At 59.6% G+C, this 13,892-nt stretch carries 12 protein-coding genes and 1 tRNA gene; 5 read left to right on the top strand and 8 right to left on the bottom strand.

The features are described from left to right. The first annotated feature begins 23 nt into the window (after window positions 1-23). From HMPREF1484_RS08925 to HMPREF1484_RS08950, 5 genes are all read left to right on the top strand, one after another. Window positions 24-917, top strand: coding sequence for a restriction endonuclease subunit S (locus HMPREF1484_RS08925; protein WP_016664714.1), 894 nt, complete (start codon window positions 24-26; stop codon window positions 915-917). Further along, window positions 914-3,955, top strand: coding sequence for a type I restriction endonuclease subunit R (locus tag HMPREF1484_RS08930; RefSeq protein WP_016664715.1), 3,042 nt, complete (start codon window positions 914-916; stop codon window positions 3,953-3,955). Before HMPREF1484_RS08925 ends, HMPREF1484_RS08930 begins: the two co-directional genes overlap by 4 nt. Next, window positions 3,955-6,366 (top strand): AAA family ATPase, encoded by a 2,412-nt coding sequence (locus HMPREF1484_RS08935; RefSeq protein WP_016664716.1) that lies wholly within the window; start codon window positions 3,955-3,957, stop codon window positions 6,364-6,366. The genes HMPREF1484_RS08930 and HMPREF1484_RS08935 overlap by 1 nt, the downstream gene beginning before the upstream one ends. Further along, window positions 6,363-7,577 (top strand): 26S protease regulatory subunit, encoded by a 1,215-nt coding sequence (locus tag HMPREF1484_RS08940; protein WP_016664717.1) that lies wholly within the window; start codon window positions 6,363-6,365, stop codon window positions 7,575-7,577. Before HMPREF1484_RS08935 ends, HMPREF1484_RS08940 begins: the two co-directional genes overlap by 4 nt. 41 nt (window positions 7,578-7,618) lie before the next feature. Beyond that, window positions 7,619-8,835, top strand: a protein-coding gene (locus tag HMPREF1484_RS08950) for an IS3 family transposase (protein ID WP_096883315.1) whose coding sequence is annotated in 2 segments (ribosomal slippage) — window positions 7,619-7,880 and window positions 7,880-8,835 — 1,218 coding nt in all. Because the reading frame shifts where the segments join, the coding sequence is not laid out codon by codon here. Here HMPREF1484_RS08950 and HMPREF1484_RS11330 read toward each other — a convergent pair. From HMPREF1484_RS11330 to HMPREF1484_RS08990, 8 genes are all read right to left on the bottom strand, one after another. Next, a complete protein-coding gene (locus tag HMPREF1484_RS11330; protein ID WP_147594913.1) occupies window positions 8,832-9,374 on the bottom strand; it encodes a hypothetical protein in 543 nt (180 codons plus the stop codon). The genes HMPREF1484_RS08950 and HMPREF1484_RS11330 overlap by 4 nt on opposite strands. Before the next feature lie 139 nt (window positions 9,375-9,513). Further along, window positions 9,514-9,589 (bottom strand) — tRNA-Ala (locus tag HMPREF1484_RS08960). Between the two features lie 44 nt (window positions 9,590-9,633). Continuing rightward, window positions 9,634-10,275, bottom strand: coding sequence for a histidine phosphatase family protein (locus HMPREF1484_RS08965; protein WP_016664718.1), 642 nt, complete (start codon window positions 10,273-10,275; stop codon window positions 9,634-9,636). After that, complete coding sequence (rsfS, locus tag HMPREF1484_RS08970) at window positions 10,275-10,664, bottom strand: ribosome silencing factor (protein ID WP_016664719.1); 390 nt, start codon at window positions 10,662-10,664, stop codon at window positions 10,275-10,277. The genes HMPREF1484_RS08965 and rsfS overlap by 1 nt, the downstream gene beginning before the upstream one ends. After that, window positions 10,661-11,689: a hypothetical protein gene (locus HMPREF1484_RS11005; RefSeq protein WP_016664720.1), complete on the bottom strand. Its 1,029-nt coding sequence runs from the start codon at window positions 11,687-11,689 to the stop codon at window positions 10,661-10,663. The genes rsfS and HMPREF1484_RS11005 overlap by 4 nt, the downstream gene beginning before the upstream one ends. Further along, a complete protein-coding gene (gene nadD / locus HMPREF1484_RS08980; protein WP_016664721.1) occupies window positions 11,676-12,284 on the bottom strand; it encodes a nicotinate-nucleotide adenylyltransferase in 609 nt (202 codons plus the stop codon). The genes HMPREF1484_RS11005 and nadD overlap by 14 nt, the downstream gene beginning before the upstream one ends. Before the next feature lie 10 nt (window positions 12,285-12,294). After that, complete coding sequence (locus HMPREF1484_RS08985; protein WP_016664722.1) at window positions 12,295-12,504, bottom strand: hypothetical protein; 210 nt, start codon at window positions 12,502-12,504, stop codon at window positions 12,295-12,297. A gap of 88 nt (window positions 12,505-12,592) precedes the next feature. After that, window positions 12,593-13,873 (bottom strand): glutamate-5-semialdehyde dehydrogenase, encoded by a 1,281-nt coding sequence (locus tag HMPREF1484_RS08990; protein ID WP_016664723.1) that lies wholly within the window; start codon window positions 13,871-13,873, stop codon window positions 12,593-12,595. Between the last annotated feature and the right edge of the window lie 19 nt (window positions 13,874-13,892).

A 13,892-nucleotide genomic window follows, 5' to 3' on the forward strand; every position in this document is an offset into this window, starting at 1 on the left:
AGATCGCCAGCACCGGCTACTGTGTGCTTCGGCCAGACACCTCCGTCGTTCTCACGAACTTCTTAGCGCACATTCTTGGTGCCGACACCTTCCGTCAATACGTTGAGGCGAACCAGGTCGCGGGTAACTATCCCTCAATCCCCGACAATCGTGTCAGGGCTTATCGAATCCCGGTTCCGCCTCTCGAGGTGCAGCGGGAGATCGTGCGAGTGTTGGATCAGTTCACTCAGCTGGAAGCGGAGCTGGAAGCGGAGCTGGAAGCCCGCCGCACACAGTACGACTATTACGCAGGCGAACTCCTAACGGTGGAGCAGGATGTTCCTCGTGTGAAGTTCGGAGACGTCGCGACGATCGTCCGCGGCGCTTCTCCGCGCCCGATTCAGCAGTTCCTGACCGATGATCCGGACGGTGCGCCGTGGATCAAGATTGGCGATGTCCCGGCGGATGGCAAGTACATCACGCGAACCGGCCAGCGTGTCACCCTCGCTGGCGCAGCGAAATCACGGCGCGTGATGCCTGGTGACTTTGTGCTCTCCAACTCAATGAGCTTCGGACGTCCATACATCTCAAAGATCGAGGGGTATATCCACGACGGTTGGCTTGCGATCAGTGATTTTGGGGACTCCTACGTTGCGGACTACCTCTATTACTTGCTTCGTTCGGCTCCGGTGCAGGAGGAGTTCAAGCGCCGAGCAGGCGCGGGAACAGTCCAGAACTTGAATGCGGATATCGTGCGGTCGGTGGAGATCCCGCTTCCGCCGCGCGAGGTGCAAGAGCGCGTCGTTGCTCTACTCGATCGCTTCGATGCTCTTGTCAACGACCTCAGCGTCGGCCTACCTGCCGAGCTGGCGGCGCGGCGTAAGCAGTACGAGTACTACCGCGACAAGCTGCTCACGTTCGAGGAGGCTGCGGCATGACCAATTTGACTCCACGTAAATATGATCCGATCGCGGTGTCGTCGGAGAGCACGGTTGTTGCTGAGTACATCCCTGACGGGGTGGGTGCTGGCTCGTATCAGTCGGAGGCGGAGCTTGAGCGTGAGCTGATCCGTCTGCTTGACTCTCAGGCGTACGAGTATCTGCCGATCACGTCGGAAACGCAGTTGGTCGCGAACCTTCGTGCACAGCTTGAAGCGCTGAACTCGGTGACGTTCTCGGATGCTGAGTGGGAGCAGTTCTTCTCGGAGCGGATCGCGGGCGCGAACGATGGCATCGTTGAGAAGACGGTGCGGATCCAGGAGGATCACGTTCAGCTGATGAAGCGTGATGACGGTTCGGTGAAGAACATCCTGCTGATCGATAAGCAGAACATTCACAACAACCGTCTGCAGGTGATCAACCAGTACGAGATCGGCCAGGGCGACGGCGGTTCTGCTCGATCAAATCGCTACGACGTAACGGTGCTGGTGAACGGGCTGCCGATGGTGCACATCGAGCTAAAGCGTCGAGGCGTTGATATTCGTGAAGCGTTCAACCAGATCGACCGGTACCAGCGGGACAGTTTCTGGGCAGGCTCTGGGCTCTTCGAGTATGTGCAGTTGTTCGTGATCTCGAATGGCACGTTGACGAAGTATTACTCGAACACCACTCGTCGCCAGCACTTGAGCGAAGCGGCTGGCTCTAAGCGGGTGCGGAAGACGTCGAACTCGTTCGAGTTCACGTCGTGGTGGGCGGATGCGCAGAACAAGCCGATCCAGGATCTGTCGGCGTTTGCCAAGACGTTTTTCGCGAAGCATTCTCTGCTGAACATCCTGACGAAGTACTGCGTGCTCACCGCTGACCGGATGTTGCTGGTGATGCGCCCGTATCAGATCATGGCGACTGAGCGGATTCTGCAGAAGATTGATATCTCTGCGAACTACAAGACCCTCGGCACTGTCGCTGCGGGCGGGTACGTCTGGCACACCACCGGGTCCGGTAAGACCCTGACCTCGTTCAAGGCGGCGCAGCTCGCGTCAAAGCTGCAGAGCGTCGACAAGGTGCTGTTCGTCGTGGACCGTAAGGACCTCGACTATCAGACGATGCGGGAGTACGACCGGTTCGAGAAGGGCGCAGCGAACTCCAACACCTCGACCGCGGTGCTCAAGAAGCAGCTCGAAGATCCGGGCGCACGGATCATCATCACGACGATCCAGAAGCTCTCAACGTTCATCGCTGCGAACAAGAGGCACGCGATCTATGACGGGCACGTCGTGATCATCTTCGACGAGTGTCACCGTTCGCAGTTTGGCGATATGCACACCGCGATCACGAAGGCGTTCAAGCGGTATAACCTGTTTGGTTTCACGGGAACGCCGATCTTCGCGGCGAATTCCGGCAGTGGCGGGAACCCGCAGTTGAAGACCACAGAGCAGGCGTTCGGTGAGAAGCTGCACACCTACACGATCGTCGATGCGATCACCGATAAGAACGTGCTGCCCTTCCGGATCGACTACGTCAATACCATCAAGGTCGGCAACGTCGTCGATAAGCAGGTCTCGGCGATTGACACCGAGAAAGCACTGCTCGCCCCGGAGCGGATCAGCCAGATCGTGAAGTACACGCTCGGGCACTTCGATCAGAAGACCAAGCGTGCCGAGCACTACACGCTCGGGGAGCGCCGCGTGCGTGGCTTTAACGCACTATTTGCCACGGCGTCGATTGATGCCGCACGAACCTACTACAACCACTTCCAGCTTCAACAGGAGGGTCTGCCCTCTGACAAGCGACTGAAGGTCGGTCTGATCTACTCCTATGGTGCAAACGACGCCGTCGAAGATGGTGCGCTTGACGAAGAGGGCTTCGACACCGGCGCGTTGAACATGGATGCGCGCTCGTTCCTGGAGGATGCGATCCAGGACTACAACGACATGTTTGGCACGTCCTTCGACACTTCTGCCGACCGGTTCCAGAACTACTACAAAGACCTCTCGCTCAAGTTGAAGCGGCGCGAGATTGACCTGGTCATTGTCGTGAACATGTTCCTCACCGGCTTCGACGCAACCACGCTGAATACCCTGTTCGTCGATAAGAACCTGCGCGCACACGGGCTGATCCAGGCATACTCGCGCACCAACCGCATCCTGAACTCCGTCAAGACCTACGGCAACATCGTTAGCTTCCGCGACCTCGAAGAAGAGACCAACGACGCGATCGCGCTCTTCGGAAACAAAGACGCCCGCGGTGTTGTACTGCTCAAACCGTACGGCGAGTACTACAACGACTACGCAGAGAAAGCTCATGAACTCCTGACCGACTTCCCTCTCGGCCAGCCGATCATCGGCGAGAGCGCTCAGAAAGAATTCATTGCTCTGTTCGGTGCGATCTTGCGCCTGCAGAACATCCTCACCTCGTTCGACGAGTTCACCGGCAACGCAATCCTCACCGACCGACAGGGCCAGGACTACCGCAGCATCTACCTCGACCTGTATGCGGAGTTCCGCAAGGACAAGGATGCCGATAAGGAGCAGATCAACGACGACGTGGTCTTCGAGATCGAGCTGATCAAGCAGGTTGAGATCAACGTCGATTACATCCTCATGCTCGTCCAGAAGTACCGTGATGAACGCGGCGACGGTGACGACAAAGAGATCCGCGCCGAAATCACCCGCGCCGTGGACGCCAGCCCGACCCTGCGCAACAAGAAAGACCTTATCGAGGACTTTGTCGATTCCCTCTCCGTGGACGGTGAGATCGACCAGGAATGGCGCGCATTCATCGCCGCCAAGCGCGAAGCCGAACTCGACACAATCATCGCCGATGAGAACCTTCGCCCCGACGAGACCCGCGTCTTCGTCGAGACCGCGTTCCGGGACGGTCAGATCCGCACCAGCGGCACAGCAATTACGAAAGTGCTTCCGCCCGTGTCGCGCTTCTCTGCTGATGGCGGACACGGCGAGAAGAAGCAACGCGTGATCCAGAAGCTTGGCGCGTTCTTCGAGCGGTTCTTCGGGCTGAGCGCCCGGGGTGGCGACTGATGCTGAAGCGAATCGAGTGGATGAAGAACTGTGGATTCTTCGAGAATTACCAGTGGGACTCGACGCTGCCCGATTTTGCACGCATCAACGTCATCTATGGCCCGAACGGTACAGGCAAGACCTCGCTGGCAGGGGCCATTGACGGGCTACGAAATGCGGCAGACGCAGAAGGTTTTCGACGTCTCTCTGTGGCAATTGACGACGGTGTAGCACGAACAACCAACGGCAGTGACGATGATCTCTTCGATCGAATCCATGTCTTCAGTGAGCATTACGTTGCACGAAGTCACAACTTCACCGCTGGAAACGCTGATATGCCTGCCGTTCTCACCATCGGAGAGAAACCCGCCGACGCAGAGCGGAAGCTCGAAAAGCTTCGGGAAGAACTGGCGAACAAAACTAAGGAACGCGAACACCAAACGAAGATCGAGCGCGACGCTAACCAGGCCATCGATACTGCATACCGCACCGTGTCCCAGCAGGTCGTCGACGCCGCAAGTAGAGCCGGTGGTCGATGGCACTCGCGTAGCAACTTCAGCGCTGGTACGGTGCGTAACGCCTTCGCAGGATCTCACGCCGCCTGGAGACTACTCACTGAGCAGGAGCTGCAGAACAATATCGGAGTCGTTAACTCCGACAAAGCCGATGCGATACCCAAGAATCAGCTTACGGTTGCCGCACCTGATGGGCTGCGCCAACGCCTGGCGACTGCGCTTTCCACAACCCCAACGACCATCATCCTCGACACGTTGGAAGCCCATCCAGATGCGACGAGTTGGGTCGATGAAGGACGGCATCTCCACGGCGGCGTCGAGACCTGCATCTTCTGTGGCGCTCCGCTTTCTGACGAACGGCGCACCCTCATTGACCAGCACTTCTCTGATGCCGTTCAGCGTCTGCAGTCGGATCTCCACTCCGCGATCACTGACCTTCGAGCAGTAACAACGTCGGTAGACGCTGCGATTGCAGGTCTCCCAAGCAAAGGTCTCTTCTTCGAAGACCTCCGGCCACGCTACGACGAGGCGAACACCGAGGTTCGGACGGAACTGACAGCCCTCAAGTCCTGGGCCACCGAAGTACTTGCAAGAGCCGAGACGAAGCTAAGTAACGTCCTGAGTCCAGTGGATTCGGTCGTTGCTGAGCCACCAACAGTGTCGGCGACGGCAATGCTCGGGCTCAGAACTGAGCACAACGATCGTGTCAGCCAGCACGACCAACTGGTCCAGGCGGCAGCACAGGCAATCGAACTGCACTACCTGAAGGCGTCGGAGTCGAGCGTCAGCGAAAACTCCGCCAAAGCCGCTGCAGCCAAAGCTGAGGGCAAAGCTCTCGACGAGACCATCGCTGACATTCGTTCCAACATCACCTCTCTCGAAACCGTCGACGGTGACCCGATGCCGAGTGCGAAGGTTCTCACTGACGAGGTGACACGACTGCTCGGTCGCAACGAGCTCAAGTTTGAACTGGGAGACGGACGTTATCGAGTCACCCGTGACGGGCAGCCTGCGCAGGGACTCAGTCTCGGCGAGCGAACCGCTATCACGCTGATTCACTTCCTGGAGCAAGTCGCCAAGTTCGACTCGTCCAAGGGGAAGCCCATTGTGATCATCGACGACCCCGTCTCCAGCCTCGATAGCGACATCTTCATGGGGGTCTCCGCTTATATCTGGACCGAAACGATCGTGAAGGATCACGTCGCCCAGCTGTTCCTGCTCACGCATAATTTCGAGCTTTTCCGGCAGTGGGATATCCAGATCGAGGCGCTTCATAGAAGCGGCAAGATGGAGGACGGCCGCAAGTTCAAGGAGGTCTATCCAACCAATTTCTACGAGATTCGCTCACGGCATCTAACGCAAGGCGGCACGACGAAGCGGCGTCCGGCGCTTACAAAGTGGCCTCCCTCAGAGCGTGAACGCAAGATGATTCGTTCGACCTATCATCATGCGTTCATGGCTCTGGCTGATGCGCGGCTCCAGCTCGCCGAAGACGATTCCACGGAGAACCGGCTCAACGCTCAGCTGCTATTTCCAAACGTCATCCGACGAGTGCTCGAGAGCTTCCTCGCCTTCAAACATCCCGAGTGGGTCGGCAATCTCAATAGTGCAATGCGGAAGTCGGCAGACCTGCTGCGAGCAGCGGACTATCAGGGCAACGCGGACGCGCTTCGACTTCGACTCATCAGGTACTCGCACGCGTATTCTCACAGCGAGTCCCCTGCGACAGATATCACTGTTAGTCCGGATGAAGTTGCAACCGCGATTTCTTCGGTTTTTGAATTTATGCGCTGTCTTGACGCCGATCATTTCATTGGCCTGTGCGAGGTGGCGGACATCGATCCGGAGTCCTTGCTTCCACCCACTCCCGAAGATGTCGATGCTGCAAGTAGTCCGGTGGGAGCGTTTGAGGTATGAGTAATCCGATGTTCATCGGTCAGCTATTCAAAACGCTTCGAGTCGATCACGAGGACCAGACAGTTCATTTTCAGACACAGGGCGGTCAGATCGGCCGTGTCTCGAATTTAAACGGAACTGACAAGATCGAACCTGGCGACTTGCTCATCGTTGGGCAAAACGGCTGGGAATTTGCGCCTAGTGATCTCTGGCACGATTCGGGCCAGATCGGTGCGGTGCGACGAGTTATGGATGACGGCTCCATCATTGTTGACAGCGGAGTCGGATTCCAGCGCGTCAAGAATACGCGCAAAGTGATTGTCAAACCCGGCAACATGGTGGAGTACAACGACGCCCAAGGCGTGCTGGAAGTGGTCTCTGAGCGCCCTATCAAAAGCGGGATTATCGGTGACGACACTGAGAACGTTGAGTCCGAGTACCTCCGCGACAACGCAACCGAAGGTCCAACCTTTGAGGACTTTGGCGGATACCCGGACGTAGTGGCTCGGGCCAAAGAGCTTATTGAGACCCAGCTCGAGCGTCGGGAGCAACTCGATAAGATCGGCGCCCGCCCGGTCAAGGGAGTTCTGTTTACGGGGCAGCCTGGCACCGGAAAGACACATCTAGCGCGAATTATTGCCAGGGAGTCCAAAGCAGACTTCTACTTGATCAGCGGCCCGTCGATCATCAGTAAGTGGCTCGGAGACACCGAGGGTACACTTCGAAGGATCTTTGAGGCGGCAACCAAGAGCGAGAGCGGTCGGGCGATCATCTTCTTCGATGAGATCGATAGCATCGCCGAGAAGCGAACTGGCGACTCGCACGAGGCTTCTAAGCGACTGGTCGCCCAACTCCTCACTCTGATGGACGGCTTCGACAACAAGGGCAAGAGCGTGATCGTCATCGCCGCTACAAACCGGGTCGACACACTTGACCCCGCGTTGACTCGACCTGGTCGATTCGATTGGGAGATTGAGTTCGGTCTCCCTTCCCTCGCGGATCGGTATGAGATTCTCAAGGTCGCAGGTGCTCACCTCAAGACCGCGCCGGTTATGCCGTTGGAAGATATTGCCAGGCTCACCCACGGTTGGTCGGCCGCTGAGCTGACGTTCATTTGGACAGAAGCGGCCCTCGTCGCTGCTGGCGACTCCCGAAGTGAGATCGCCCCCGAGGACGTAGCGCAGGCGCTTGAGCGGATCGCTTTGCGGCCTCGTGAGGTTACCCTCGTTTAGTGGACACCCTATTAGTGCGGATCTTGTGTCCGTAGGAGAGGATGTTCATTGTGAGTCAACAGCGCAAGAAGTACACGCCGGAGTATCGGCGTGAAGCCGCGAACCTGGTAATAGAGTCGCGGCGTCCGATTGCTCATGTGGCTAAGAAGATTGGTGTGTCCGCCGGGCTTTTAGGCCGGTGGGTCAAACTCGAGCGTGAGCGCCGAGGAGCATCAGATGGGATGAGCGAGGCTGATCTTCGTGCTGAGAATGCTCGTCTTCGTCGGGAGCTGGCTGAAGCCAAGATGGATAACGAGTTTTTGTCAAAAGCGACAGCCTTCTTCGCTGCGAAGCAACGCGAGCAGAAAAGTTCGAATTGATGCAGCAGGAGAAGGCGAACTACAGCATCAAGCGCATGGCACGGCTTTTAAAAGTGTCTCGGTCTGGATACTACAAATGGGCCCATACGCAGCAGAAGCGACTATCGGGCGAAGATGATCGTGCAGCATTTTACGATGATGTTGACCGCAAGATTCACCGGATTTGGAAAGACTCCGATGAGGTTTATGGTGCGCCGCGGATCACCGCAGAACTTGCCGAGCGCTACCACATTGCGCTTAACCGTAAGACTGTGGCTAAACGGATGTGCATGATGGGGATTGAGGGGATTTCACCGCGGGCCTTTGTCCCGGTGACAACGATTCAAGCTAAGCGTAAGTCCACGCTTCCTGACCTGGTCAAGCGCATGTTTGATACTGGTGAGCTCAACCGGGTGTGGATGTCAGATATTACCTACTTGCGCACCGGTGAAGGCTGGTTGTACTTGTGCGCGGTCCGCGATGGCCATTCCCGCCGGGTGCTGGGCTGGGCTATGGATAGCGTTCAAGATACTTCCCTGGTCGAGCGAGCCCTGCGGATGGCGCACACGTTGCGTGGTGACGTTCCTGATGGGCTGGTGTTTCACGCTGACCGCGGAGCTCAATTCACTAGCGAGCAGCTCTGGGAGGTTTGCCGCAGCCTGAGCATTGCTCAGTCCGTGGGGCGTACTGGTGTGTGCTTCGATAACGCGATGGCTGAGTCGTTCTGGTCGACGCTTAAAACCGAGTTCTACGACCGTAAGCGCTGGACGACCCGTGATGCTGCACGCAAGGCCGTTGCCTACTGGATTGAAGTCGTCTACAACCGTCGACGCCGACATTCCGCACTCGGTATGGTCAGCCCCGTCGACTTTGAGAACCAAATTGGTCTAATCACTAGCAGAAAAGAAATAGCTGCCTAACCACTAGGTAGCTCCACTACGTGTCCACGATTTGCGGGTAACCCCAGGACCTCTACGACCGCATCAGTCTCGCGCCCGAGTTTCGCCGCGGCGTCGAAACACTCCTCCGGCACGGGCTGAAGCAACTTCGCGCTGACACGGAAGCCGAACGTGAACAGCTTGAGAACACGAAGCAGACCATCGAGCGTCGCCAACGCAAGTTCCTCGAAGCCCACTACAACGACGCGATCCCCATCGACATGCTCCGCACCGAGCAGAAACGCCTCGACGCAGAACTCTCTGCCACGACCCGGAGCCTGGACGCCCTCAACGCCGACCTCACCGAGGCCGACGAACTCATCGAGATCGCGCTCGACATCGCCCAGCACGCCGGAAACACCTACCGGCAAGCCCCCGAGCACATCCGCCGCATGTTCAACCAGCTCCTCTTCGACAAACTCCTCGTCACCACCGACGACAACGGCCAGCACCACGTCGAGGCAACCTCCCGGGCACCATTCGACGTCATCTACAGCCCAGACACCCGAGCACTCGTCCATGAGACACGACACGCACAGCACGACGCCACCCCCGACAGCACGGGGCAAACGAAAAAGCCCGCCGAAACCGGCGGGCTCTCCCTGGACGTACTGTCCGATCAGTTCATTGCTCTTGTCGAGGGTTCGAGTAAGAGCATCATGGTGGAGCTAACGGGATTCGAACCCGTGACCTTCTGCATGCCATGCAGACGCGCTACCAACTGCGCCATAGCCCCAATTTTTTGGGCGTCGCCGTAGCGACTCCAGCAATATTACACGCTCATGGGGCGGCAGCGAAATCCGGCGGGAGGTTCAGTGATGTGAGCCTCACCCACCCAGCGCCCTCGCGCGCTCGCCTGACTTCCACGACAGCGCGGTGACAGTTGCCCATACTCGCAAGGCCATAAAAATCGCCTAGACCCGCGCCAATCATCGCGGACAGACCAAGAGAAATCGCGGCGCCGTGCGCGACAACGATGACGGTGCCGGCCTCGTGACGATCACTGAACTCGCGACAGGCTGCATCGAACCGACGCGCGACATCCGCCCTGTGCTCGACTCGAGCCTTCTCGAGCCCGCTCGAGACACCGGCGCGCCACAGCGCAAACTCGAGAGGCCACCCCTTTTCGATCTCCTCGCGGGTCAGCCCCTCCCAGTCGCCAAAGCCGCGTTCGCGCAGGCGAGCGTCGGATGAAACCTCTAACCGGTGAGGCGCCGCGATTGCCTCCGCCGTCGCCATCGCACGCCTGAGCGGTGAGGAGTACACGGTCGTGATGCTCTTATCCCTCGCAAGGGACTCTCCCACCGCACGTGCCTGGGCGAGACCCGACTCGTTGAGGGGGATATCGGAGGCACCTTGAATGCGGCCGGCATAGTTGTAGTCCGTTTGCCCGTGACGCACGAGGATGAGGTGAGAAGCCATTACTTCTCCTGCGCCTCCGCATCGCGGCCGAGGTCAAGATCCAAGTCGATCGCCGGGGCATCGCGCCACAGGCGTTCAAGGGCGTAAAACGCGCGGTCCTCCGCGTGCTGGACGTGCACGACGATGTCGGTGAAGTCGAGGAGGATCCAGCGAGCATCGTTCTCGCCCTCGCGCCGCTTCGGCTTGTAGCCCGCTTTGAACATTTCCTCTTCCACACCATTGACGATCGCGTTCACCTGGCGTTCCGAGTCGCCTGAACACACAACGAACACGTCGGTGATGACGAGCTGCTCAGACACGTCGAGCGCGATCACGTTGCCCGCGAGCTTGTCGGCCGCAGCCTGCCCGGCGATGCGGGCCATGTCAATGGATTCCTGGGTTGCGGTCACGAAGCGAGTCCTCCAGAAAGGTCATAGGGAACGGTCTCGGGAATGGGGGCGATCGCTTTCGCGATGCCGGGGCCAATCACGCCGGTCACGAGAAGCACAACGAGGGTAATCGCGATCGCTGCGACGAGCAACCACGTGATCCACATGCCGATTCCGCCGGAGGTGCGACTCGGCTTGTCGAGCACCGTCCCGTCGAAGCGAGCCGCTGGCTTCGGCTCAGGTGCCTGATCGGCGGGAAGGTCACCAACCTCGAGCCACTCGGAGGCGTCGGAGAGCGGTGTCCCGTCGCTCGTCTCGTATACGGGGGCGGGTTCAGTTTCAGGATCGGCAGGCTTGGGTGCGAGTGCCTCGGAAGCGCTCGGCACCGACGTTTCGGGATCGGCGGGGACCGAGGTCCAGGCCGACGCCTGCCCAGCCTCGGCTGATTCTTGCTCGGTGGGTTCGAGGGCCGGCTCTGCGAGTGCGGTCTCGACGTTTTCGGCCCCGTCGATGGCGTCGCTCGCCTCGGGAGTGTCCGCACCCTCGGCATTGTCGAGCTCTTGAGGATCGAGAGTCGCGGTCGCGTACGCATCAGTCGTGGGTTCGTCAGGGGTTACGACTGCTCGTCCGAAGCGGGCACCGGGCCATGAACCCTTCTTCGTGCCGACGCTAGCCGCGGGAAGATCGTCACTCAGGGGGTCCGAGGTAGCTGCCGAAGCCTCCTGAGGCGCGGTCTTTTCCGCAGCCTTGCCGTCTTCGGTCTCCACGGCCGCGACTGGCTCGGAGGATCCCTGCACTTCAGCCTTGGCCTCCACCGCGGGTTCCACGGGGACATCGGCGCGGCGCTTTGCGCGCTTGCCGGTGTAGTGCTTCAGCTCGGGAAGCTGATCGTCTGCGACCGGAGGGATCACCGCCGTGCGGCGCGCATAAAGCGTGAGATCGCCCGTCACGCCGCGAGTTGCCGACGTGTTGTTCTCGTCTCCGCTCACTGCACGAGCGCGGCGCCCGTGCCGACGACCGGAAAGCTGCGTCTCAGTTCCCGTCATGCTCACTTCCTAGATAGAGCTTGTATTTGTTGATGTATTGCACGACGCCGTCAGGGACGAGGTACCACACCGGTACCCCCCGCTTGACGCGCGTGCGGCAGTCAGTTGACGAAATCGCCATTGCGGGCACCTCGATGAGGGTCACCCCGCTTGGCGGGAGGCCATCGGTGTTGATGTCGTGGCCGGGGCGCGTGACCCCCACGAAGTGCGCGAGGTCAAAAATCTCGCTGTAGTCCTTCCACGTGAGGATGTTCGTGAGAGCGTCCGCACCCGTGATGAAGAACAGGTCGTCGTTCGGCAATTGCGCACGAAGGTCGCGAAGCGTATCGATCGTGTAGGTCTGCCCCGGTCGATCGATATCGACGCGCGAAACCGTAAAGCGCGGGTTCGCAGCCGTTGCCACGACCGTCATGAGGTAACGGTGTTCGGGGTCGGAAATCTCTTTGCCCGACTTCTGCCACGGGCGCCCAGTGGGGACAAAGATCACCTGGTCAAGACCAAAAACCGACTGGACTTCGCTCGCGGCAACGAGGTGGCCGTGATGGATCGGATCAAAAGTCCCCCCCATCACGCCAATCCGGCGCTTTGCGCTCATGTGGAAGGTCTCAGCGGGAGGTGCCGCGGCGGTTCTCGCGCTCAACCTCGGCGACTGTCTTCGCGTTCGAGGACGGTTCCTGGTGGAGACCGCTGAAGAGCGACGTGATCACGAGCAAAAGCATGAGGATCACAAACGCCGCGACGCCGAACACGGCGGGGTGCGGCCCGTGAGCGTGTGCGGCGGCCTCTTCGGCGAGGATCAGAGAATCAGCGTGCATGCCAGACCTTTCGCAATCGTTCATCCCATCGAGGGGCTATGCCATTGTTCCACACATTGCCCCGCGCGCGAGGGTTACGCCGCGAAGCTCACCCCCTCACGTGGCCTTCGCCTCGCACAATCCAGGTGGTACTCGTGAGCTCACGCAGGGCCATGGGTCCGCGCGCGTGCAACTTTTGCGTGGAGATCCCGATCTCCGCGCCGAAACCAAATTCGCCCCCGTCGCTAAAGCGCGTCGAGGCATTGACCATGATGACAGCGGAGTCGAGTCCCGCGATAAAGGCCCGTTCACTCTCAATCGAGGCGGTGAGGATTGATTCGGTATGCCCGCTCGTGTGAAGACGGATGTGCTCCACCGCTTCGTGCACATCGGCAACAACTTTGATAGCGAGGTCCAGCGATAGGTACTCGGTGAAGAAATCTTCCTCTCGAGCTTCCACGACGCGCGCGGGCCCGCCGTGGAGCACCGCATAGGAGCGGGGATCCGCGTGCAGCACCACGTTTTTCGGGGCGAGCGCCTCAGCTAGACGCGGAAGGAAATCCTGGGCGATGCGTTCGTGGACGAGGATGTTTTCGAGCGCATTGCAGACTCCCACGCGCTGGGTTTTCGCATTCACCACGATGTCAATCGCGCGGTCAAGATCCGCGCTTTCATCGACAAAAATGTGCGTGTTGCCCGTGCCGGTCTCGATCGTCGGCACAAGGCTCTCCTCGACAACGCGGGAGATGAGGCCCGCCCCGCCGCGAGGGATGAGGACATCAACGAGACCCCGAGCGCGCATGAGGGCACTGACGCCCTCACGCCCGAGGTCATCGAGGGAGGCCACGAGTTCCGCGGGAAACCCTTCGCCCGTGAGCGCGGTCCGGATCGACTCCACCAGGGCTCGATTCGTGGACGATGCGGCGCTTCCTCCCCGAAGGATGACGGCATTGCCCGACTTGAGTGCGAGGGCTGCCGCGTCAACGGTGACGTTGGGCCTGGCCTCGTAGATCATGCCGATCACCCCGAGCGGGACGCGGACTTCGGTGAGCGAAAGCCCGTTCTCGAGCACCCCGCCGCGCACAACCTCGCCGACCGGATCGGCAAGGGCGGTAGTCGCGCGCACCTGAGCGGTAATCGCCTGCATGCGAGACGGGTTCAACGCGAGGCGATCTCTCAAACCCGGATCAATCCCGCTCTCATCCGCACGGGCTAGATCCTCGGCATTCGCCTCGAGGATTCGAGCGCAATCCGCGTCAAGCTTCGCGGCGATCGCGCGCAGAAGGGAATCCTTTCGCGCGCGATTCTCGCGTGCAATCGTGCGTTGGGCGCGCTTGGCGCGCGCAGCAATGGCGTGGACCCTCTCGGTCACCGTGGACTGCTCATTCATGAGCACCACTTATAGCGCA

Source organism: Dermabacter sp. HFH0086, from assembly GCF_000413375.1.
Taxonomy (GTDB): Bacteria; Actinomycetota; Actinomycetes; order Actinomycetales; family Dermabacteraceae; genus Dermabacter; species Dermabacter hominis.